Below are 21,566 nucleotides of genomic sequence, written 5' to 3'. Positions count from 1 at the left end.
CTCTCTCAACAAGCCCAAACCCAAACGAAAAACGGCACCGGATTGCTCCGATGCCGTCGAAATAGCATTCACCCGATCGATCAGGCGGCAGCGGAAGCAGCCGTCGGGACTTCGGCGATCGTTGCCAGAACGCGCGAAGCGATCGCGTAGGGGTCGCCCTGGGAGTTCGGACGGCGGTCTTCGAGGTAACCGCGATAGCCGTTGTTGACGAAGGAGTGCGGAACGCGGATCGAGGCACCACGGTCGGCAACGCCGTAGGAGAACTTGTTCCACGGAGCGGTTTCGTGCTTGCCGGTCAGGCGCAGGTGGTTGTCCGGACCGTAAACGTCGATGTGCTCCTTCCAGTTCTTCGCAAACGCGGCCATGAGCGCTTCGAAATATTCCTTGCCACCCACTTCACGCATGTAGGTGGTGGAGAAGTTGCAGTGCATGCCCGAGCCGTTCCAGTCGGTATCGCCGAGCGGCTTGCAGTGGAATTCGACGTCGATGCCGTACTTTTCGCAGAGGCGGAGCAGCAGGTAACGGGCCATCCAGATCTGGTCGGCGGCCTTCTTGGAGCCCTTGCCGAACACCTGGAATTCCCACTGACCCTTGGCCACTTCGGCATTGATGCCTTCGTGGTTGATGCCGGCGGCGAGGCAGAGGTCGAGGTGCTCTTCAACGATTTCGCGGGCAACCGAACCGACGTTCTTGTAGCCAACGCCCGTGTAATACGGACCCTGCGGAGCCGGGTAGCCCTGCTCCGGGAAGCCGAGCGGACGGCCGTTTTCGTAGAAGAAGTATTCCTGTTCGAAACCGAACCATGCGCCTTCGTCGTCGAGGATCGTCGCGCGGCTGTTCGATGCATGCGGCGTGACGCCATCCGGCATCATGACTTCGCACATGACCAGCGCACCATTGGTGCGGGCCGGATCCGGATAGATGGCAACCGGCTTCAGAACGCAGTCCGAGCTATGACCTTCGGCCTGCATCGTGGACGAACCATCGAAGCCCCACAGCGGCAGCTGTTCCAGCGTCGGGAACGCGTCGAATTCCTTGATCTGGGTCTTCCCGCGAAGGTTCGGCACCGGCTTGTAGCCGTCGAGCCAGATATACTCGAGCTTGTACTTTGTCATAGGTCTCTCTCGTTTCTACGCTGCGAGGTGTGAGCAGATCCCGACCCGCGGCACCAATCATGACGCCGCCTCCGGGACTGCGATACGAAATGCATTTTGCGTGCCAGTTTGCCAGCGGCGCCAGCGAGCGCCTGAAGTTCGCCGGAGCGGACCCGGCCGGACCGGTAGATTTCCGGTCGGCAGCACAGGGTCGGCGGGAACAGGTCGCGCCCCGCAACCGTTGTACGAAGATGACGTCAAACGCACCGGCGAAGACATCCGCCCCCCTCATGATGACAGTTGCATGAAGACCAGAAAATGTGCATAATGCACACAAAGAAAGCAGCAATGTCGCTGCAATTTAATGCATCATGCACAAAAAATGATCAAATAATCTCCTGGAATGGAAGAATGAACGAAGGATAAGGCCATGAACGCAGCACCCGAAAGACAGACTGCCACCATCATCCAGTTCCCCGTCGGCGGCCTTCGCGGCCGGCGCCTGCGGAGCGATCGGACGGAGGTGAAAGTCGAGGCGGAGACGGCGCGTTACAGCGATCTTGCTTTCGGGGGCGGCTGGTATCACGACAACGCGATCCAGGCAGGCCCCGATTCGACGAGCAAGCTCAGCTGAGCCGTCTGCATATAAAATGAGCAGAATGGGTGAATTGTTAGGCGAAAGCCTGCTTGGTGTGCACCACCACGCAGGCTTTTTGTTTATGCTTGATGACAGCCACCCCGAAACGCCTGCGATTGCGGCATTCGAAACATAAACGGGCAGAAGAAAGACAAGCCCCAGAGACGCCAAGATGCGCCCCTCGCCCGGCCAAGACCCGCCGCCGGACACCGCTCGTAGAGCCTTGATTTCTATTAGAAACAACTTTCAGACAAGCTTTCGACCTGGCAGGGCAGAGGCAAAACAACCTTGCTTTATTGTCCTGCATTGCACAAACTCAACTCCTTCGTTTCAGTGCGGGCCCGCTTCAACGGTCCGGCAAGGAGTTCCATGTCGATCAAGGCCAGTATCTATCACCTGACGCATTACAAATATGACAAACCGGTTCGCCTTGGACCCCAGATCATACGGCTGAAACCGGCCGCGCATTCCCGCACCAGAGTTCTCAGCCATTCGCTGAAGGTCACCCCCGCCAATCACTTCGTGAACCTGCAGCAGGATCCTTACGGAAACTACCTCGCACGTTTCGTCTTTCCGGACCCGGTGACGGAGTTCAAGATCGAGGTCGACCTGGTCGCCGACATGTCGGTCTACAATCCCTTCGACTTCTTCGTCGAAGAGGAGGCGATGAAATGGCCCTTCGCCTATCCGGACACGCTGGTCGAGGATCTGTCGATCTACCGCAAGCCGGAACCCACCGGCCCGCTGCTTGAGGCCTTCCTGAAAACCATCGACCGCAGCAGCGAACAGCCGACGGTCGATATGGTCGTTGGTCTGAATGCCCGCCTGCAGCAGGAAATCGGTTATGTGATCCGCCTGGAGCCCGGCGTGCAGACGCCGGAGGAAACGCTGGAACGTGCCAAGGGCTCCTGCCGCGACACGAGCTGGCTTCTGGTGCAGGTGCTGCGGCACTTAGGCTTCGCCGCCCGCTTTGTCTCCGGCTACCTGATCCAGCTCACCCCGGATCTGAAGGCGCTTGACGGTCCTTCCGGCACGGAGGTGGATTTCACCGACCTGCATGCCTGGGCGGAAGTCTATCTCCCCGGCGCCGGGTGGATCGGGCTTGACCCGACCTCCGGCCTGCTGACCGGCGAAAGCCACATCCCGCTCGCCGCAACTCCGCATTACAAGAATGCCGCGCCGATTTCCGGCGGTTATTACGGCGAGGCCGAGACCGAATTCGATTTCGCCATGAAGGTGATGCGTGTTGCCGAACATCCGCGCATCACCAAGCCGTTTTCCGACGAAAGCTGGGAGGCGCTGAATGCGCTTGGCGAACGGGTGGATGATCTCCTCAAGGCGCAGGATGTACGCCTCACTATGGGGGGCGAACCGACCTTCGTCTCGATCGACGACTTCCAGTCCGACGAATGGAATACGGCTGCCGTCGGCCCGACGAAACGGGACCGCGCCGATGTGCTGATCCGCAAGCTGCGCCAGCGCTTTGCACCGGGCGGTTTCCTGCATTACGGTCAGGGCAAGTGGTATCCGGGCGAAAGCCTGCCGCGCTGGACCTTCTCGCTCTACTGGCGCAAGGACGGAAAGCCGATCTGGAGCGATCCGGATCTGATTGCCGTCGAGAGCCGCAATCACGAGGTCGATCATACCGATGCAGCCCGCCTGCTGCAGGCGATCGCCATCGAGCTGGATCTCACGCCGGAAAACGTGACACCCGCCTATGAAGATCCGGCCGAATGGATCGTCAAGGAAGCCAATCTGCCGGAAAACGTCGATCCGTCGAATTCCAAGCTGAAGGACCCGGAGGAGCGCAACCGCATCGCCAAGGTCTTTTCGCAGGGACTGACGACACCGGCGGGTTACGTGTTGCCCGTACAGGCCTGGCAGACGCGCGCCTCCGGCCGCACCTGGGTCAGCGAAAAATGGCGCACCCGCCGCGGCCGGCTTTACCTCATCCCCGGCGACAGCCCGGTCGGCTTCCGCCTGCCGCTGAACTCACTGCCCTATATCACGCCCTCCTGGTATCCCTATATCAACCCGGTCGACCCGACCGTCGAGCGCCCGCCGCTGCCGGATTTTTCGACGGAAAAGGGCCGCGTGATGCCGGAGCATTCGCTGCGCCGGGACATTGCCCAGCAGACCCAGATGGGCCAGTCCTACGAGGAGATCGGCGGGCGCGTGAGGACCGCAATCTCGGTCGAGGTGCGCGATGGCAGGCTCTGCGTCTTCATGCCGCCGACCGCAGCGCTCGAGGAATATCTCGACCTCATCGCATCGGCGGAACGTGCCGCCAAAGCGTTGAACCTGCCGGTGCATATCGAGGGTTACACGCCACCGCATGACGAGCGGCTGAACGTCATCCGTGTCGCGCCCGATCCGGGCGTCATCGAGGTCAACATTCATCCGGCCTCCAATTGGCAGGAATGCGTCGAGATCACGACGGCGATCTACGAGGAAGCACGCCTGAGCCGTCTCGGTGCCGACAAGTTCATGATCGACGGGCGCCACACCGGCACCGGCGGCGGCAACCATGTGGTCGTCGGCGGGGCCAACCCGAACGACAGCCCCTTCCTGCGCCGCCCGGACGTGCTGAAAAGCATCGTGCTGCACTGGCAGCGCCATCCCTCGCTCTCCTATCTCTTTTCGGGCCTTTTCATCGGTCCGACGAGCCAGGCGCCGCGCATCGACGAGGCCCGCCACGACAGCCTCTACGAGCTGGAGATCGCGCTTGCCCAGGTGCCGGCACCGGGCCAGGGTCTGCCGCCGCTTCCCTGGCTGGTTGACCGCCTGTTCCGCAACCTCCTGACGGACGTGACCGGCAATACGCACCGGTCCGAGATCTGCATCGACAAGCTGTTTTCGCCCGACGGGCCGACGGGCCGCCTTGGCCTGATCGAGTTCCGCGGTTTCGAAATGCCGCCGAATGCCCGCATGTCGCTCGCCCAGCAGCTTCTTGTCCGCGCCCTCATCGCGCGTTTCTGGAAGAACCCGGTCCAGGGCTCCTTCGTGCGCTGGGGAACGGCACTCGCCGACCGTTTCATGCTGCCGCATTTCGTCTGGGCGGATTTTATGGATGTGCTTTCGGACCTGCGCCAGAACGGCTTTGACTTCCGACCGGAATGGTTCGCGGCCCAGCTGGAATTCCGGTTCCCCTTCTTCGGCGAAGTGGAATACGAAGGCGCCCGGCTGGAACTGCGTCAGGCGCTGGAGCCGTGGCATGTCATGGGCGAACAGGGCGCGATCGGCGGCACGGTCCGTTACGTCGATTCCTCCGTCGAGCGTCTGCAGGTCAAGCTGGAGACCAGCAATCCGGAACGCTATCGCGTCGCCTGCAATGGCCGCGCCGTGCCGCTGACGAAGACCGGCGAACAGGGCGTGGCGGTGGCCGGCGTGCGCTTCAAGGCCTGGCAGCCGGCCTCCGGCCTGCATCCGGTGCTGCCGGTTAATTCGCCGCTCACCTTTGACATCTATGATTGCTGGTCCGAGCGTTCGATTGGCGGTTGCGTCTATCACGTTGCACATCCCGGTGGGCGCAACTACGAGACTTTCCCCGTCAATGGCAATGAGGCGGAGGCACGAAGGCTTGCGCGTTTCGAACCTTGGGGGCATACGGCTGGCCGGTATGTTTTGATGTCGGAGCAGGTGTCGCCGGAATTTCCGCTGACACTCGACTTGCGCCGGCCGATAGGAGTCTGACGTGGCAATTGATCCGGCAAGCGAGATCGCCGAGCATAATGAGGAGATCGGTGACGATCCCATCCTCGGCTATCGCGCCTTGCCGGGCGTTTCCGACGAAATGCTGGACCGGGACGGGCAGATCCGCCCGGTCTGGCAGACCCTCATAGATGCGCTGGGCCGCATGTCGGAGGGCGAACTGCACGAACGTTTTGCCCGCGCCGATCGTTACCTGCGTGATGCTGGCGTCTTTTATCGCTCCTACGGCGCCCAGGGCAATGCCGAGCGCAGCTGGCCGATCTCGCATGTGCCTGTGCTGATCGACGGCAAGGAATGGGAAAAGGTCTCCGCCGGTCTCGTCCAGCGCGCGGAACTTCTCGAAAAGATCGTCGCCGATATCTACAGCGACAATACGCTCGTGAAAGAAGGCATCCTGCCGCCGGCCCTGGTTGCCTCCAATCCGGAATTCCTGCGACCGCTGGTCGGGGTGAAACCCGCCCGTGGCCATTACCTGCATTTCTGTTCGTTCGAGATCGGCCGTGGGCCGGATGGCAACTGGTGGGTTCTGACGGATCGCACGCAAGCCCCCTCCGGCGCGGGTTTCGCGCTGGAAAACCGTGTCGCCACCACCCGCGCCTTCTCCGATATCTATGGCGAAACGCATGTGCATCGGCTGGCCTCCTTCTTCGGCGCCTTCCGCGATGCGCTGCAGGCCCACAAGCGTTATCCGGACGACCGGATCGCGGTTCTGACGCCGGGTCCCGCCAACGAGACCTATTTCGAACACGCCTATATTGCCCGTTACCTCGGCTTCATGCTGCTGGAAGGCGAGGATCTGACGGTGGTCAACGACCGGGTGATGGTGCGCACCGTCGCTGGCTTGAAGCCGATCGGCGTTCTCTGGCGCCGCCTCGATGCCTCTTACGCCGATCCGCTTGAGTTGAACCAGAACTCGCATATCGGCACTGCCGGCATGGTGCAGGCGCTGCGCGCCGGTTCGGTCACCATCGTTAATGCGCTGGGCTCCGGCATTCTGGAAACCCGCGCACTGCTTGCCTTTACACCGACCATCTGTCGTCGCCTGCTGGGCGAAGAGCTTATTCTGCCCTCGATCGCTACCTGGTGGTGCGGTCAGAAAGCGGAACGCCAGCATGTGGCGGAAAACATCAAGAAGATGGTGATCGGCCCGGCCTATTCCCGTGCCCCCTTCTTTGACGACAACGGCCAGTCGGTGCTCGGCGAAAAGCGCGGCGGCACCAAGGCGGAGATCGAGGCCTGGCTGGCGGCGGAAGCCAACCAGCTGGTAGGCCAGGAAGTGGTGACGCTGTCGACCACGCCGGCCTTCGTCGACGGCAAGCTGACGCCGCGGCCGATGTCGCTGCGCGTCTTTGCGGCGCGCACGGAAAAGGGCTGGCAGATCATGCCGGGTGGCTTTGCCCGCATCGGTTCCGGCGACGATGTGGCGGCAATTGCCATGCAGGCCGGCGGCAGTGCGGCGGATGTGTGGATCGTTTCCGACAAGCCCGTCGAACGCCAGACGCTTCTGCCACCGGAAGAAATCTTCTCGCGCAACATGCCGGGCAGCCTGCCGAGCCGCGCCGCCGACAACCTGTTCTGGCTTGGCCGTTATATCGAGCGGGCGGAAGGCGCGCTACGCATCCTGCGCTCCTGGCACATGCGTTTTGCCGAAAGCGCCGATCCGGAACAGCCGCTGCTCGCCGATGTGACGCGCTATATGAAGAGCATCGACATGGACATGGCGAAAGCCGTGCCCGCACCCCTGATCCGCAACATCGACAGCGCCATCTATTCCGCCAGCAATATCCGCGACCGCTTCTCGCCGGATGGCTGGCTGGCGCTGAACGATCTGGCCAAGACCGCCAAGCGTTTTCACGAGGCCGTGCAGCACGGCGACGATGCGGCGCATGCCATGACCGTGCTCTTGCGCAAGCTCGCGGGCTTTGCCGGTCTGGTGCATGAAAACATGTACCGCTTCACAGGCTGGCGTTTCCTCTCCATCGGTCGTTATCTGGAACGCGGCCTGCACATGACCCGCCTGCTCGGCCATATGTCCGGCCCCGATGCGCCGGACGGCTCGCTCGACATGCTGCTGGAGATCGGCGACAGCGTGATGACCCATCGCCGCCGCTACAACGTCAACACGGCCCGCCTGACGGTAACCGATCTTCTGGCGCTCGACCCGCTGAACCCGCGCTCGATCCTCTTCCAGTTGAACGAGATCCGCACCGAGGTGGAACAGCTTCCTCACCCGCATGGCACGGGCCAGATGTCGGCCCTCGAGCGGGAATCGATGCGCCTGCATTCGGGGCTCGCGGTGATGACGCCGGAGACGATGACGACCGAGATCTACCAGAAGCTGGAGGCCGAGATGGAAAAGCTGTCCGACCTCATTGGCCAGACCTATTTTGGATAAGAGAGCCCCATGCTTTACGATCTCTCGCTGCACATGGGCTACATCTACGACGTGCCGGCTTCGGGAGCCCGGCATATCCTGCGGGTCATGCCGCTGTCGATCGCCCATCGCCAGCGCCTGATCGCGGGTTCGATCACCATCTCGCCGACCGCGGACGAACGCGGCGGCTTCACGGATTTTTTCGGCCAACCGGCAACCTCCATCGCCTTCCGCTCTCCGCATGAAAGACTCGATATCCGCATGCAGGCGCGGGTTCAGGTGGAGGCATTGCCGCTGACCGCCGACCTTTCGCCGGAACTGCCCAAACTCCAGGCCGAACTGTCGGATCTGCGCTCCGTTGATCCGGATTCCCCGCATCACCTGATCGGCACCAGCCCGCGCCTTCCCGCAGACAAGCAGATCGCCGCCTATGCCCGCGACCTTGTCAAACCCGGTCAGACGGTGCGCGAGATTGCGGCAGCGCTCTGCCAGCGCATCCACAAGGACTTCAAATACGACGCGGAAGCAACGACCGTCGACACCACGCCGCAGGAGGCCTTCAAGCTGAAGCGCGGCGTCTGCCAGGATTTCTCCCACGTGATGATCGTCGGCCTGCGCAGCCTCGGCATTCCGGCAGGTTATGTCAGCGGTTTTCTGCGCACCATCCCGCCGCCGGGCAAGGAGCGCCTGGAAGGGGCGGACGCCATGCATGCCTGGGTCAGGATCTGGTGCGGCAAGGCCGCCGGTTACATCGAGCTTGATCCGACCAACAACATTCCCGCAGGATCCGATCATATCGTCGTCGGTTATGGCCGGGATTATTCCGACATCGCGCCCGTGATCGGCGTATTGAAGAGTTACGGCAGTCATCAGACGGTGCAGGCCGTGGACGTTGTTCCCCTCAAGCAATAGTTAACCAGGACATAAATCGCGCCGCTTTCGGTCGCTTGGCTAAAATTGTAGCATTTACATTAGCGTTTCCTCCATCGCCCACCGGTATTCGTACATTCAGTTCTTATGAACAGAAACGGATGGCGATGATGACCAGCTTTTCACTCCTGCGCCTTATGAAGGACCGCCGCGGCAACTTCGGCATGATGACCGCTCTGCTTTTGCCGTTGTCGATCGGCGTGGGTGGTATGGCAATCGATCTGACCAACGTGATGCAGCAGAAGGCCGATCTGCAAGCCATGGCCGATGCGGCAACCCTGGCCGCCGCCGCCAAGCTCTCGACCACCGATGCGATGACGGAGGAGGAAGCCGAGGCCTTGGCGACGGAATATATGGTCGGCCAGAAGCTCCAGGAACTGGAACAACAGGGCCTGACCGAGGAGCAGCTTGCCGCCGCCAAGGCCGAATTGCTGGGATCGACATCCGCCGAGGCGACGATCACCTCAACGGGTGGCTCCAGCAAGGCCTTCGAAGTCACGATGAACACCACCTACGCCATCGAGCTCAATCCGCTGACACAGATGCTGGGTTTCAAGACGGTACCCATCAGCATTTCCAGCACCGCCAACAGCGCCCGCGAGGGAAATGCACTGTCGATGTATCTGGTGCTCGACCGGTCCGGTTCGATGGCCTGGGATACGACGACAGTGGACCCGGTGACGCCCACAAAGACGGTCACCGGGTGGCACAAGTGTGGTTGGTACGACTGCTGGGGTACGTATGAGACGACCAACTACGTGACCAAGATTGCGGCTCTGAAGACCGCCGCCTCCGTCATGTTCACCGAACTGCTGAAGGCGTCCGCCCCCGATGTGACGAGCGTCAGCCTGCAGCAGGAGGAAGCCAAGAAGCTCATCCGCGTTGGTGCCGTGTCGTACACACACGAAACCCAAAAGGAACAGAAGCCGGCTTGGGGCACGACCAAGGCGGCCGAATATGTGGAAGCGCTGCCATCGGTACCGACCGGCGGCACCGATGCAACCGGTGCACTGGACGTCGCGCTGACCGCCTTCAAGAGTTCCAACGACACCGAAGCGACGCAGCACAAGGCGAAGGGCAATGACAATTTCGGCCGCTTCATCGTGCTGATGACGGACGGTGAGATGACCGGCTACAGCTCAAGTTGGAACCAGACGATCGACAACAAGGTCCGCGCCCAGTGCCAGACCGCAAAGGATGACGACATTACCGTCTTCACGGTCGCCTTCATGGCACCCGACCGCGGTAAGTCGCTTCTGAAGGCCTGCGCAAGCGGCGACGAAAATTACTACGAGTCGGACAACATGACCGATTTGGTCAAAGCCTTCGGGGATATTGGCCGCAAGGCAGCAAAAACCGCGGTCCGCCTGACCAATTGAACCTGCAAATACGCGATCCTTGAAGCGCCCGCACCGGAACAAGTGCGGGCGCTTCGTGTTTTTTTACAAATACTTGTCACATGTTCGATCACGATTTTTGCAAAGCAGCGAAGAACATCGCACCTGGAAGATTGCATGTGTCCCGCAACGGTGCATAAACTGTCGGCAGACACTGTAACGGATAATTTGAACCTAGCTCGATCTCGTTCAGAACAGAAAAGTTGGCGACCTGATGAACAACTCCCTCTCCCCGGTAGACATCCCCCAGCCCGCTCCCCGCAGTTCCAATCCGAAGATCCTGGCGGAAGAGATTATCGAGCGCCTGACCTATCGCATCGGCAAGGATGCCAAGGTCGCCAAGCCGCACGACTGGCTGACGGCCTCCATTCTGGTGGTCCGCGACCGCATCATCGACAAGTGGATGGAATCCACCCGCAAGGTGTACCGGACCGGCGACAAGCGCGTTTATTATCTTTCGCTGGAGTTCCTCATCGGTCGCCTGATGCGCGATGCGGTCACCAATCTCGGCCTGATGTCGGAAATGCGCGATGCCCTGAAATCGCTCGGCGTCGATATCGACGTGATCGCCGGGCTTGAACCGGATGCGGCCCTTGGCAATGGCGGTCTCGGTCGTCTGGCTGCCTGTTTCATGGAAAGCATGGCGACGGTCGACATCCCCGCCTATGGTTATGGCATCCGTTACGTGCACGGTCTCTTCCGCCAGCAGATGGCAGACGGCTGGCAAGTGGAGCTGCCGGAAACCTGGCTTGCCCACGGCAATCCGTGGGAATTCGAGCGCCGCGAAAGCTCCTACGAAATCGGCTACGGCGGTTCGGTGGAAAGCGTCGGCGGTTATGACGAGGCACCGCGTTACGTGTGGAAGCCGGCCGAGCGCGTCATCGCCATGGCCTACGACACGCCGATCGTCGGCTGGCGCGGCAAACGCGTCAACACGTTGCGCCTCTGGTCGGCCCAGCCGATCGACCCGATCCTGCTTGATGCCTTCAACGCCGGTGACCATATCGGCGCGCTGCGCGAGAGCAACAAGGCGGAAGCGCTGACCCGCGTTCTTTATCCGGCAGATGCCAATCCGGCCGGCCAGGAACTGCGCCTGCGCCAGGAGTATTTCTTCTCGTCCGCCTCGCTGCAGGACATCCTGCGCCGCCATCTGCAGCAGTATCCGGACTTCACCAACCTGCACGACAAGGTGTCGATCCAGCTCAACGACACGCACCCGGCGGTCTCGATTGCCGAACTCATGCGCCTGCTGACCGACGTGCACGGCATGGACTTCGACGAGGCCTGGGAGATCACCCGCCAGACCTTCTCCTATACCAACCACACGCTTCTGCCGGAGGCGCTGGAAAGCTGGCCGGTGCCGCTGTTCGAGCGCCTTCTGCCGCGCCATATGCAGATCGTCTATGCGGTCAACACGAAGATCCTGCTGGACGCCCGCAAGGAAAAGAAGTTCGGCGACGCGCAGATCCGCGCGATTTCGCTGATCGACGAGAACGGCGACCGCCGCGTGCGGATGGGCAACCTGGCCTTCGTCGGCTCCCATTCCATCAACGGCGTTTCGGCCCTGCACACGGACCTGATGAAGGAGACGGTGTTTGCCGATCTCCATGCGCTTTATCCGACCCGCATCAACAACAAGACGAACGGGATCACGCCGCGCCGCTGGCTGATGCAGTGCAATCCCGGCCTCACCAACCTGCTGCGCGAGGCGATCGGCGATGCCTTCGAGGATGACACCGAAAAGCTGACGGCGCTCGATGCCTTCGCAACGGACGCCTCCTTCCAGGAAAAGTTTGCCGCGGTGAAACGCGCCAACAAGGTACAGCTCGCCAATCTCGTCGGTAGCCGCATGGGCATCCGGCTCGACCCGTCGGCCATGTTCGACATCCAGATCAAGCGCATCCACGAATACAAACGCCAGCTTCTCAACATCATCGAAGCGGTCGCGCTTTATGATCAGATCCGTTCGCACCCGGAACTCGACTGGGTGCCGCGCGTGAAATTCTTCGCCGGCAAGGCGGCGCCGAGTTATCACAACGCCAAGCTGATCATCAAACTGGCCAATGACGTTGCGCGCGTGATCAACAACGATCCGGCGGTCCGCGGCCTGCTGAAGGTCGTCTTCGTGCCGAACTACAATGTCTCGCTCGCCGAGATCATGGTGCCCGCCGCCGATCTTTCCGAGCAGATTTCGACCGCCGGCATGGAAGCCTCCGGCACCGGCAACATGAAGTTTGCGCTGAACGGCGCGCTGACGATCGGCACGCTCGATGGCGCAAACGTCGAGATGCGGGATCATGTGGGCGCAGAAAACATCGTGATCTTCGGCATGACGGCGGAGGAAGTGGCCCGCACGCGGGCCGATGGCCACAATCCGCGCGCCCTCATCGAAGGTTCGCGCGAGCTTTCGCAGGCGCTGTCGGCGATCGCCTCCGGCGTGTTCTCGCCCGACGACCGCTCGCGCTTCTCCGGCCTGATCGACGGGCTCTACAATCACGACTGGTTCATGGTGGCGGCCGATTTCGATGCCTATGCCAAGGCTCAGCGCGATGTCGACCAGATCTGGAGCGAACCCGCCCAGTGGTTCGAAAAGACAATCCGCAACACCGCACGTATGGGATGGTTCTCTTCCGACCGCACCATCCGTCAATATGCGACGGAGATCTGGAGAGCCTGATGAACCATACGCCCAAAACCCTCGGCAAGGACGGACAGAAGAGTAGCGGTGAACTTCCACTTTCCGAGATTGAGGCGATAACCCGCGGTTCTCATGGCAACCCCTTCGCCGTCCTCGGCCCGCACAAGATCGGCGGCGGCGTTATTGCCCGCTGCTTTATTCCCGGCGCCGAGGCGGTTACCGCATTGTCCCTCGACGGGCAGGAGGTGGGCGAACTCGCCCGCCGCCATGACGAAGGTTTTTTCGAAGGTATCGTTTCGATGCCGCAACCGCGCCCGTTGCGCTATCGTGCCCGGCGCGGTGACGTGGAATGGGCTCTCACCGACCCTTACAGCTTCGGTCCGGTGCTCGGGCCGATGGACGATTATCTGCTCCGCGAGGGGTCCCACCTGCGCCTCTTTGACAAGATGGGCGCCCATCCGCTGAAGCATGAAGGAGCCGAGGGTTTCCATTTCGCCGTCTGGGCACCGAATGCCTCGCGCGTGTCCGTCGTCGGCGACTTCAACAACTGGGATGGCCGCCGTCACGTGATGCGGCTGCGTGTCGACACCGGCATCTGGGAGATCTTTGCCCCCGATGTCCGCCCCGGCGCCACCTACAAGTTCGAGATCGTCGACAAGACCGGCCACATCCTGCCGCTGAAGGCGGACCCCTACGCCCGCCGGGCCGAGCTTCGCCCGCAGACGGCCTCCATCGCGGCACCGGAACTGGACCAGAAATGGGACGACACGGCCCACCGCGAGTTCTGGGCCAAGGCCGACCACCGTCGCCAGCCGATCTCCATCTATGAGGTGCATGCCGGGTCCTGGCGCCGTCGCACCGACGGCACCTTCATGAGCTGGGACGAACTTGCCTCCGAACTGATCCCCTACGTGGTCGATATGGGTTTTACCCATATCGAATTCCTGCCGATCACCGAACATCCCTATGATCCGTCCTGGGGTTACCAGACGACCGGGCTTTATGCGCCGACCGCCCGTTTCGGCGAGCCGGAAGGTTTTGCCCGCTTCGTCAACGGCTGCCACAAGGTCGGCGTCGGCGTGATCCTCGACTGGGTGCCGGCGCATTTCCCGACCGATGCCCATGGGCTTCGGGAATTCGATGGCACCGCCCTTTACGAGCATGCCGATCCGCGCCAGGGCTACCACCCGGACTGGAACACGGCGATCTACAATTTCGGGCGCATTGAGGTCCTGTCCTACTTGATCAACAACGCGCTCTACTGGTCTGAGAAATTCCACCTCGACGGTCTGCGCGTCGATGCCGTCGCCTCCATGCTCTACCTCGATTATTCGCGCAAGGAAGGCCAGTGGATCCCCAACGAATATGGCGGGCGTGAAAACCTGGAGGCCGTGCGTTTCCTGCAGAAGCTGAACGCCATCAATTACGGTACGCATCCCGGCGTCATGACGATCGCGGAGGAAAGCACCTCCTGGCCGAAGGTCTCGCATCCGGTGCATGAAGGCGGCCTCGGTTTCGGCTTCAAGTGGAACATGGGTTTCATGCACGACACGCTGAGCTATCTGAAGCGCGAGCCGGTGCACCGCAAATTCCACCACAACGAGCTGACCTTCGGCCTGCTCTATGCCTTTTCGGAAAACTTCGTCCTGCCGCTCAGCCATGACGAGGTGGTGCACGGAAAAGGCTCGCTGATCGCCAAGATGGCGGGCGATGACTGGCAGAAATTTGCCAATCTGCGCGCCTATTATGCCTTCATGTGGGGGTATCCCGGCAAGAAGCTCTTGTTCATGGGCCAGGAATTTGCCCAATGGAGCGAGTGGAGCGAGGAACGGTCACTCGACTGGAACCTGCTGCATTACCACCCGCACGAAGGCATCCGCCGACTGGTGCGCGATCTCAACTTCACCTACCGCTCCAAACCTGCCCTGCATGCACGCGATTGCGAGCCGGAGGGTTTCGAGTGGCTGCTGGCGGACGACGCGGAGGCCTCCGTCTATGCCTGGCTGCGCAAGGCGCCGGGTGAAAAGCCGGTGGCGGTCATTACCAATTTCACGCCTGTCTATCGGGAGAGCTACCGGGTGCCGCTGCCGTTTGCCGGGCGCTGGCGGGAAATTCTCAATACCGATGCCGAAATCTATGGCGGCAGCGGCAAGGGCAATGGCGGCAGGGTGCAGGCGGTTTCCGCCGGGGGGAGCATCCATGCCGAAGTGACGCTGCCGCCGCTTGCCACCATCATGCTTCAACCGGAAAATTGATTGCGTAAAGGGAGGGACCATTCATGACAACAATAAAGAGAAGCCAACCGCTCGCCCGTGATGCCATGGCCTATGTTCTGGCCGGAGGCCGCGGCAGCCGCCTGAAAGAACTGACCGACCGCCGCGCCAAGCCGGCCGTCTATTTCGGCGGCAAGGCCCGCATCATCGATTTCGCCCTCTCCAATGCCCTGAACTCCGGTATTCGCCGTTTCGGGGTGGCGACCCAATACAAGGCCCATTCGCTGATCCGCCACCTGCAGCGCGGCTGGAACTTCCTGAGGCCGGAGCGTAACGAAAGCTTCGACATCCTGCCCGCCTCCCAGCGCGTCTCGGAAACGCAATGGTATGAAGGCACGGCCGATGCCGTCTACCAGAACATCGACATCATCGAGGCCTACAATCCGGAATACATGGTCATCCTTGCCGGCGACCACATCTACAAGATGGACTACGAGCTGATGCTGCAGCAGCATGTGGATTCCGGCGCGGACGTCACCGTCGGCTGCCTGGAAGTGCCGCGCATGGATGCGACCGGCTTCGGTGTGATGCATGTGAACGAAAAGGACGAGATCATCAATTTCGTCGAAAAGCCCGCCGACCCGCCGGGCATTCCCGGCAGACCGGATTTCGCGCTCGCCTCCATGGGCATCTACGTCTTCCACACGAAGTTCCTGATGGAATGCCTGCGCAAGGATGCCGCCGACCCCAATTCCAGCCGCGATTTCGGCAAGGACATCATTCCGTGGATCGTCGCGAACGGCAAAGCGGTCGCACATCGCTTCACCCAGTCTTGCGTGCGCTCCGATTTCGAGAAGGAAGCCTATTGGCGCGACGTCGGCACGATCGATGCTTACTGGCAGGCCAATATCGACCTGACCGCGATCGTTCCCGAACTCGACATCTACGACAAGTCCTGGCCGATCTGGACCTATGCGGAAATCACCCCGCCGGCGAAGTTCGTGCATGACGACGAAGACCGCCGCGGTTCGGCCGTCTCTTCCGTGGTCTCCGGCGATTGCATCATCTCCGGCTCCTCGCTTTACAACAGCCTGCTGTTTACCGGTGTGAGGGCCAATTCCTATTCCCGTCTTGAAGGTGCCGTCATCCTGCCGAATGTCCGCATCGGCCGGCGTGCGCAGCTTCGCAATGTCGTCATCGATGCCGGTGTAACCATCCCGGAGGGCCTGATCGTGGGCGAAGATCCGGAACTGGACGCCAAGCGCTTCCGGCGCAGTGACAGCGGCATCTGCCTGATCACCCAGCCGATGATCGACAAACTCGATCTCTAACCAAGCGCCCGCCGAGGGGATGAAGGGAAACGCATGAAGGTTCTTTCGGTCGCGTCCGAAATCTACCCACTGATCAAGACCGGGGGGCTTGCCGATGTGGCAGGCGCCCTGCCGCTCGCGCTCGCCACACGCGGCGTGGAGACCCGAAGCCTCATCCCCGGTTATCCCGCCGTTATGGCGGCGCTTGACGACGTGTCGATCGTGATGCGTTTCGAGGACCTGCTCGGCGTGCGGGGCGATATCCTTCAAGCCAGGGTGGCGGGCCTCGACCTTCTCGTTCTCGATGCGCCGACGCTCTTCGACCGCCCGGGCGGTCCTTATGTCGACCAGCAGGGCAAGGACCATCCGGACAACTGGCACCGTTTTGCCGCCCTCTCGCTCGCCGGTGCCGAGATTGCCGGCGGCGGGCTTGCCGGCTGGCAGCCGGATCTCGTGCATGTGCATGACTGGCAGACGGGTCTCGTGCCGGCCTATATGCGTTATGCCGAGACGCCGGCTTTGCCGAGCGTCATGACCATCCACAACATCGCCTTCCAGGGCAATTTCCCGGCCGCCATCTTCCCCGAACTTCGCCTGCCCGCGCATGCCTTCGACATAGAAGGCGTCGAATATTACGGCCAGGTGGGTTACCTGAAGGCCGGCATCCAGACCGCCTGGGCCGTCAGCACGGTCAGCCCCTCTTACGCGGAGGAAATCCTGACACCGGAATTCGGCATGGGCCTGGAAGGCCTGCTGAACCGCCGGGCACCGGACCTGCACGGCATCGTCAACGGCATCGACGTCGATGTCTGGAATCCGCAGACCGACTCCTCCATCGCCCGCACCTATGGCGCCGGCGACACGAAGGCTCGGTTGGAAAACAAACGTGCGGTGGAAGCCCATTTCGGTTTGATTGAAGACGACGGTCCGCTGTTCTGCGTCATCTCGCGCCTGACCTGGCAAAAAGGCATGGACCTGGTGGCCGAGGCCGTCGACGAGATCGTCGCCCTCGGCGGCAAGCTGGCGGTACTGGGTTCGGGCGATGCCGCACTCGTTGGCGCGCTGCAGGCGGCCGCGGCCCGCCATCCGGGACGTGTCGCGATCACCGTCAGCTACAACGAACCGCTGTCGCATCTGATGCAGGCGGGCTGCGACGCCATCCTGATCCCGTCGCGTTTCGAGCCCTGCGGGCTGACCCAGCTTTATGGCCTGCGGTATGGTTGCGTGCCGGTCGTATCGCGCACCGGCGGGCTGAACGACACGGTGATCGACGCCAATCCGGCCGCGCTGGCGGCCAAGGTCGCGACCGGCGTTTCCTTCGGGCCCGTCACCCTCGACAGCCTGAAACGCGCCATCCGGCGCACCGTCCGCCTTTATGGCGACACAAAAACATGGGCCCAAATCCAGAAGCAGGGCATGAAGTCCGACGTCTCGTGGGACAAGAGTGCCGCGCTTTACGAAAAGCTCTATTCCAGCCTTCTACCGAAAGGTTCGCATTGATGATCAAGACCGTTTCCACCGCCCCTTATCAGGATCAGAAACCGGGCACCTCCGGCCTGCGCAAGAAGGTCCCGGTGTTCCAGCAGGAAAACTATGCGGAGAACTTCATCCAGTCGATTTTCGACAGCCTGGAAGGCTTTGGCGGCAAGGCTCTGGTGATTGGTGGCGACGGCCGGTATTACAACCGCGAGGTCATCCAGGTGGCGCTGAAAATGGCGGCAGCCAGCGGCTTCGGCAAGGTCATGGTCGGCAAGGGCGGCATTCTCTCGACGCCGGCTGCCTCGCATGTCATCCGCAAATACGGCGCCTTCGGCGGCATCGTGCTGTCTGCCAGCCACAATCCCGGCGGACCGACGGAAGATTTTGGCATCAAGTATAATATCGGCAATGGCGGCCCGGCCCCGGAAAAGATCACCGATGCCATCTATGCCCGCACCAAGGTGATCGACAGCTACAAGATCATCGACGCCGCCGATGTCGATCTCGATACGGTTGGCACGGTGGCACTCGGCGAGATGACCGTCGAGATCATCGATCCGGTCAAGGACTATGCCGACCTGATGGAAAGCCTGTTCGATTTCGACGCGATCCGCGACCTGATCGGCTCGGGCTTCCGAGTCGTCATCGACTCGATGAGCGCCGTCACCGGCCCCTATGCGGTGGAAATCCTGGAAAAGCGCCTCGGCGCACCGGCAGGCTCCGTGCGTAATGCCGAACCGCTGCCGGATTTCGGCCACCACCATCCGGACCCGAACCTGGTGCATGCCAAGGAACTTTATGACGACGTGATGAGCCCGGACGGCCCCGATTTCGGCGCCGCCTCCGACGGTGACGGTGACCGCAACATGGTCGTCGGCAAGGGCATGTTCGTCACCCCCTCCGACAGCCTGGCGGTGATTGCTGCCAACGCCACCTGCGCACCGGGCTACAAGGAAGGCATCGCCGGTATCGCCCGCTCCATGCCGACGAGTGCGGCCGCCGACCGCGTGGCCGAAAAGCTCGGCATCGGCATGTACGAGACGCCGACCGGCTGGAAGTTCTTCGGCAACCTGCTGGACGCCGGCAAGGCGACCGTCTGCGGCGAGGAAAGTTTTGGCACCGGTTCTAACCATGTGCGCGAAAAGGACGGCCTCTGGGCCGTGCTCTTCTGGCTGAACATCGTGGCCGCCAAGAAGAAGACGGTCAAGGAGATCGTCGAAGCGCACTGGGCAGAGTATGGCCGCAACTATTATTCGCGCCACGATTATGAAGAGGTCGATACGGACGCCGCCAACGGTCTCGTCGCAAACCTGCGCGACAAGCTCGCCACCCTGCCCGGCCAGTCCTTCGGCGCGCTGACCGTCGAGAGCGCCGATGATTTTGCCTATAACGATCCCGTCGATGGCTCCGTCTCGAAGAACCAGGGCATTCGCGTGCTCTTCAAGGGCGGCAGCCGCGTCGTCTTCCGCCTGTCCGGCACCGGTACCTCCGGCGCGACGCTGCGCGTCTACGTCGAGCGCTACGAACCGGACGTTTCCCGCCACGGCATCGAGACCCAGGAAGCGCTCGCCGACCTGATCGCCGCCGCCGACGCAATCGCCGAGATCAAGGCACGTACGGGGCGCAATGCCCCCACGGTCATTACGTGATCCCTCGGTTCAACGGGGAGGCCTTCGCCTCCCCGTTGCGCAGCCCCAATATTTCGCGTCACCTCCCCTGCCGCGTCATCCATTTCTGAACTATGAGTGGGAGATCAGAAAATCGGGCGGGGGCAGAGCATGGGCAGCGATTCGTTGGGCGTGACGCTTCACGAGGCAGGGGCGCGTTTTTCCGTCTATTCCGCGAATGCGGCTGGCATCGATCTTTGCCTCTTCCACGAGGACGGCGCGCATGAATTGGCGCGCCTTGCGATGCAGACGGTGGGTGACGGCCGTTTCGAAATCGATGTGGCGGATGTCAGTGATGGAGCGCGCTACGGTTTTCGTGCCCACGGCACCTACGATCCCGACCGCGGCCTGTGGTTCGATCCGGCAAAGCTGCTGGTCGATCCTTATGCAAAACAGCTCGACCGGCCCTTCCGCCACGATTCCCGCCTCTGGCTGCAGGGCAAAGATACCGCCTCCCTGGTGCCGAAGGCGATCGTGACCCGTGACCGGCCAGTGGCTCTGGCCCGACCGCTGCTGCCGAAGGGCGGTCTGATCTACGAAGTTGCCGTGCGCCCCTTCACCATCTTGCACCCGGAGGTGCCGGAAGCACAGCGCGGCACCGTCTCAGCGCTCGCCCATCCGGCCGTTCTGGAACATCTGAAACGTCTCGGTGTCGATGCGGTCGAGCTGATGCCGATCACCGCCTGGATCGATGAGCGGCATCTGCCGGGCCTCGGTCTTACCAATGGCTGGGGGTATAATCCCGTCGCCTTCATGGCGCTCGATCCGCGCCTCGTGCCGGGCGGGGTCCCGGAACTGGCCGAAACGGTGAAGACCCTCCACGACAACGGTATCGGCGTCATCCTCGATCTCGTCTTCAACCATACCGGCGAAAGCGACCGTTTTGGCGCGACCCTTTCGCTGCGCGGCCTCGACAACCTCACCTATTATCGCCATGTGCCGGGCGAGCCCGGCCATCTGGTCAACGATACCGGCACCGGCAATACGGTCGCCTGCGATCATCCGGTGGTGCGCCGGCTGATCCTCGACACGCTCCGGCACTTCGTGCTGCAGGCGGGTGTCGACGGTTTCCGTTTTGATCTCGCGACCATCCTTGGCCGCAGCGCCGACGGGTTTTCACGCGACAGCGAGACGCTGGCGGCGATCCTTGCCGACGACGTGCTCCGCGACCGGGTGATGATTGCAGAGCCCTGGGATATCGGGCCGGGCGGTTACCAGCTCGGCAACTTCCCCGCCCCGTTCCTTGAATGGAACGACCGGACGCGCGACGATCTGCGCTGCTACTGGCGCGGCGATGGCTGGAAGACCGGCCGGCTTGCCCATGCGCTCGCCGGCTCGTCGGAAATTTTTGCCCGCCATGGCGAGAGCAAAACCCGCAGCGTCAATTTTCTCGCCGCCCATGACGGTTTTACGCTGATGGATCTCGTCTCCCACGCTCACAAGCACAACGAGGCGAATGGCGAGGACAACCGCGACGGCCACAACGAGAACCATTCCTGGAACAATGGCGTCGAGGGCCCGAGCGACGAGCCCGCCGTGGTGGCCGCCCGCTGGCAGGACGTAAAGGCGCTGCTGTCGACGCTCTTTGCCACCCGCGGTACGATCATGCTGACGGCCGGCGACGAAGGCGGGCGCTCGCAGGGCGGCAACAACAATGCCTATGCACAGGACAACCGTATCACCTGGCTGGACTGGACCATGCTGGATGACGAACTCGTCCAGCACACCGCAACGCTTGCCGCTCTTCGCCGCCGCTTTTCCGTCTTCTCCGAAACCGCCTTTTTCACGGGGCGGCAGGGCGATGTGGAATGGCTGAACGAACACGGCGCGCCGATGACGGTTGCCGAATGGGAAACGGCAGACCGAGGCCAGTTGACCATGCTGGTGAAAACGCATGATCGCGAGTTTGCCTGCGACACCCGGCTGGCGATCCTGTTCAACCGGCATTTTTCGCCGATCCACGTCATGTTGCCGGGCGGACCGTGGACGGACCTGTTCACCGGCGCAAGCGCCAACCGTTTCAGGCTTCCCGCCCGCAGCGTTTCCTGGCAGGTTGAAGGTGCGGGCAACGGTATCAAAGTCAGGGAAAGCCTGTAAGATTTCCGAGTGTCTCTGG

At 61.9% G+C, this 21,566-nt stretch carries 12 protein-coding genes; 11 read left to right on the top strand and 1 reads right to left on the bottom strand.

Annotated elements, in window-relative coordinates; translation table 11 throughout:
• Nucleotides 1-80 precede the first annotated feature (80 nt).
• Nucleotides 81-1,115, bottom strand: a complete 1,035-nt coding sequence (locus OU993_RS11560) for a glutamine synthetase beta-grasp domain-containing protein (protein ID WP_268157175.1) — start codon at nt 1,113-1,115, stop codon at nt 81-83.
• Nucleotides 1,116-1,524: 409 nt separating this feature from the next.
• On the opposite strand from OU993_RS11560, the gene OU993_RS11555 reads away from it, so the two are divergent.
• The 11 genes from OU993_RS11555 to glgX all read left to right on the top strand — a co-directional run bounded on the left by OU993_RS11555 (nt 1,525) and on the right by glgX (nt 21,547).
• Complete coding sequence (locus OU993_RS11555) at nt 1,525-1,728, top strand: DUF2735 domain-containing protein (RefSeq protein WP_268157174.1); 204 nt, start codon at nt 1,525-1,527, stop codon at nt 1,726-1,728.
• Between the two features lie 372 nt (nt 1,729-2,100).
• On the top strand, nt 2,101-5,424 hold the full coding sequence (locus tag OU993_RS11550) for a transglutaminase family protein (protein ID WP_268157173.1): 3,324 nt from the start codon (nt 2,101-2,103) through the stop codon (nt 5,422-5,424).
• Between the two features lie 7 nt (nt 5,425-5,431).
• Nucleotides 5,432-7,837 carry a circularly permuted type 2 ATP-grasp protein gene (locus OU993_RS11545; protein WP_442792950.1) on the top strand — a complete coding sequence of 802 codons (2,406 nt, stop codon included), beginning with the start codon at nt 5,432-5,434 and terminating at the stop codon, nt 7,835-7,837.
• A gap of 9 nt (nt 7,838-7,846) precedes the next feature.
• Nucleotides 7,847-8,728, top strand: a complete 882-nt coding sequence (locus OU993_RS11540) for a transglutaminase family protein (protein ID WP_268157172.1) — start codon at nt 7,847-7,849, stop codon at nt 8,726-8,728.
• A gap of 128 nt (nt 8,729-8,856) precedes the next feature.
• Entirely contained in the window at nt 8,857-10,125 is a 1,269-nt protein-coding gene (locus OU993_RS11535) for a vWA domain-containing protein (protein ID WP_268157170.1), read from the top strand.
• Nucleotides 10,126-10,357: 232 nt separating this feature from the next.
• Complete coding sequence (locus tag OU993_RS11530; RefSeq protein ID WP_268157168.1) at nt 10,358-12,820, top strand: glycogen/starch/alpha-glucan phosphorylase; 2,463 nt, start codon at nt 10,358-10,360, stop codon at nt 12,818-12,820.
• Nucleotides 12,820-15,036 carry a 1,4-alpha-glucan branching protein GlgB gene (gene glgB / locus OU993_RS11525; RefSeq protein ID WP_268157166.1) on the top strand — a complete coding sequence of 739 codons (2,217 nt, stop codon included), beginning with the start codon at nt 12,820-12,822 and terminating at the stop codon, nt 15,034-15,036. Before OU993_RS11530 ends, glgB begins: the two co-directional genes overlap by 1 nt.
• Nucleotides 15,037-15,059: 23 nt before the next feature.
• Nucleotides 15,060-16,325 (top strand): glucose-1-phosphate adenylyltransferase, encoded by a 1,266-nt coding sequence (gene glgC / locus OU993_RS11520; protein ID WP_268157164.1) that lies wholly within the window; start codon nt 15,060-15,062, stop codon nt 16,323-16,325.
• A 33-nt stretch (nt 16,326-16,358) separates the two neighbouring features.
• The gene (glgA, locus tag OU993_RS11515) at nt 16,359-17,804 is read left to right on the top strand and encodes a glycogen synthase GlgA (protein ID WP_268157162.1); all 1,446 of its coding nucleotides are present in this window, start codon (nt 16,359-16,361) and stop codon (nt 17,802-17,804) included.
• Entirely contained in the window at nt 17,804-19,432 is a 1,629-nt protein-coding gene (locus OU993_RS11510) for an alpha-D-glucose phosphate-specific phosphoglucomutase (protein WP_268157159.1), read from the top strand. Before glgA ends, OU993_RS11510 begins: the two co-directional genes overlap by 1 nt.
• Before the next feature lie 129 nt (nt 19,433-19,561).
• Complete coding sequence (gene glgX / locus OU993_RS11505) at nt 19,562-21,547, top strand: glycogen debranching protein GlgX (protein ID WP_268157157.1); 1,986 nt, start codon at nt 19,562-19,564, stop codon at nt 21,545-21,547.
• Nucleotides 21,548-21,566: the final 19 nt, after the last annotated feature.

The sequence above is a fragment of the Rhizobium sp. SL86 genome, assembly GCF_026672545.1.
GTDB lineage: Bacteria > Pseudomonadota > Alphaproteobacteria > Rhizobiales > Rhizobiaceae > Neorhizobium.
Note: the sequence above shows the minus strand (reverse complement) of the source record. Positions and strands in the feature narration are given on the sequence as shown.

What these genes read in the sequence shown, in the direction of transcription:
- OU993_RS11560 (WP_268157175.1), bottom strand. Translation starts at nt 1,115, where the DNA reads ATGACAAAGTACAAGCTCGAGTATATCTGGCTCGACGGCTACAAGCCG.
- OU993_RS11555 (WP_268157174.1), top strand. Translation starts at nt 1,525, where the DNA reads ATGAACGCAGCACCCGAAAGACAGACTGCCACCATCATCCAGTTCCCC.
- OU993_RS11550 (WP_268157173.1), top strand. Translation starts at nt 2,101, where the DNA reads ATGTCGATCAAGGCCAGTATCTATCACCTGACGCATTACAAATATGAC.
- OU993_RS11540 (WP_268157172.1), top strand. Translation starts at nt 7,847, where the DNA reads ATGCTTTACGATCTCTCGCTGCACATGGGCTACATCTACGACGTGCCG.
- OU993_RS11535 (WP_268157170.1), top strand. Translation starts at nt 8,857, where the DNA reads ATGACCAGCTTTTCACTCCTGCGCCTTATGAAGGACCGCCGCGGCAAC.
- OU993_RS11530 (WP_268157168.1), top strand. Translation starts at nt 10,358, where the DNA reads ATGAACAACTCCCTCTCCCCGGTAGACATCCCCCAGCCCGCTCCCCGC.
- glgB (WP_268157166.1), top strand. Translation starts at nt 12,820, where the DNA reads ATGAACCATACGCCCAAAACCCTCGGCAAGGACGGACAGAAGAGTAGC.
- glgC (WP_268157164.1), top strand. Translation starts at nt 15,060, where the DNA reads ATGACAACAATAAAGAGAAGCCAACCGCTCGCCCGTGATGCCATGGCC.
- glgA (WP_268157162.1), top strand. Translation starts at nt 16,359, where the DNA reads ATGAAGGTTCTTTCGGTCGCGTCCGAAATCTACCCACTGATCAAGACC.
- OU993_RS11510 (WP_268157159.1), top strand. Translation starts at nt 17,804, where the DNA reads ATGATCAAGACCGTTTCCACCGCCCCTTATCAGGATCAGAAACCGGGC.
- glgX (WP_268157157.1), top strand. Translation starts at nt 19,562, where the DNA reads ATGGGCAGCGATTCGTTGGGCGTGACGCTTCACGAGGCAGGGGCGCGT.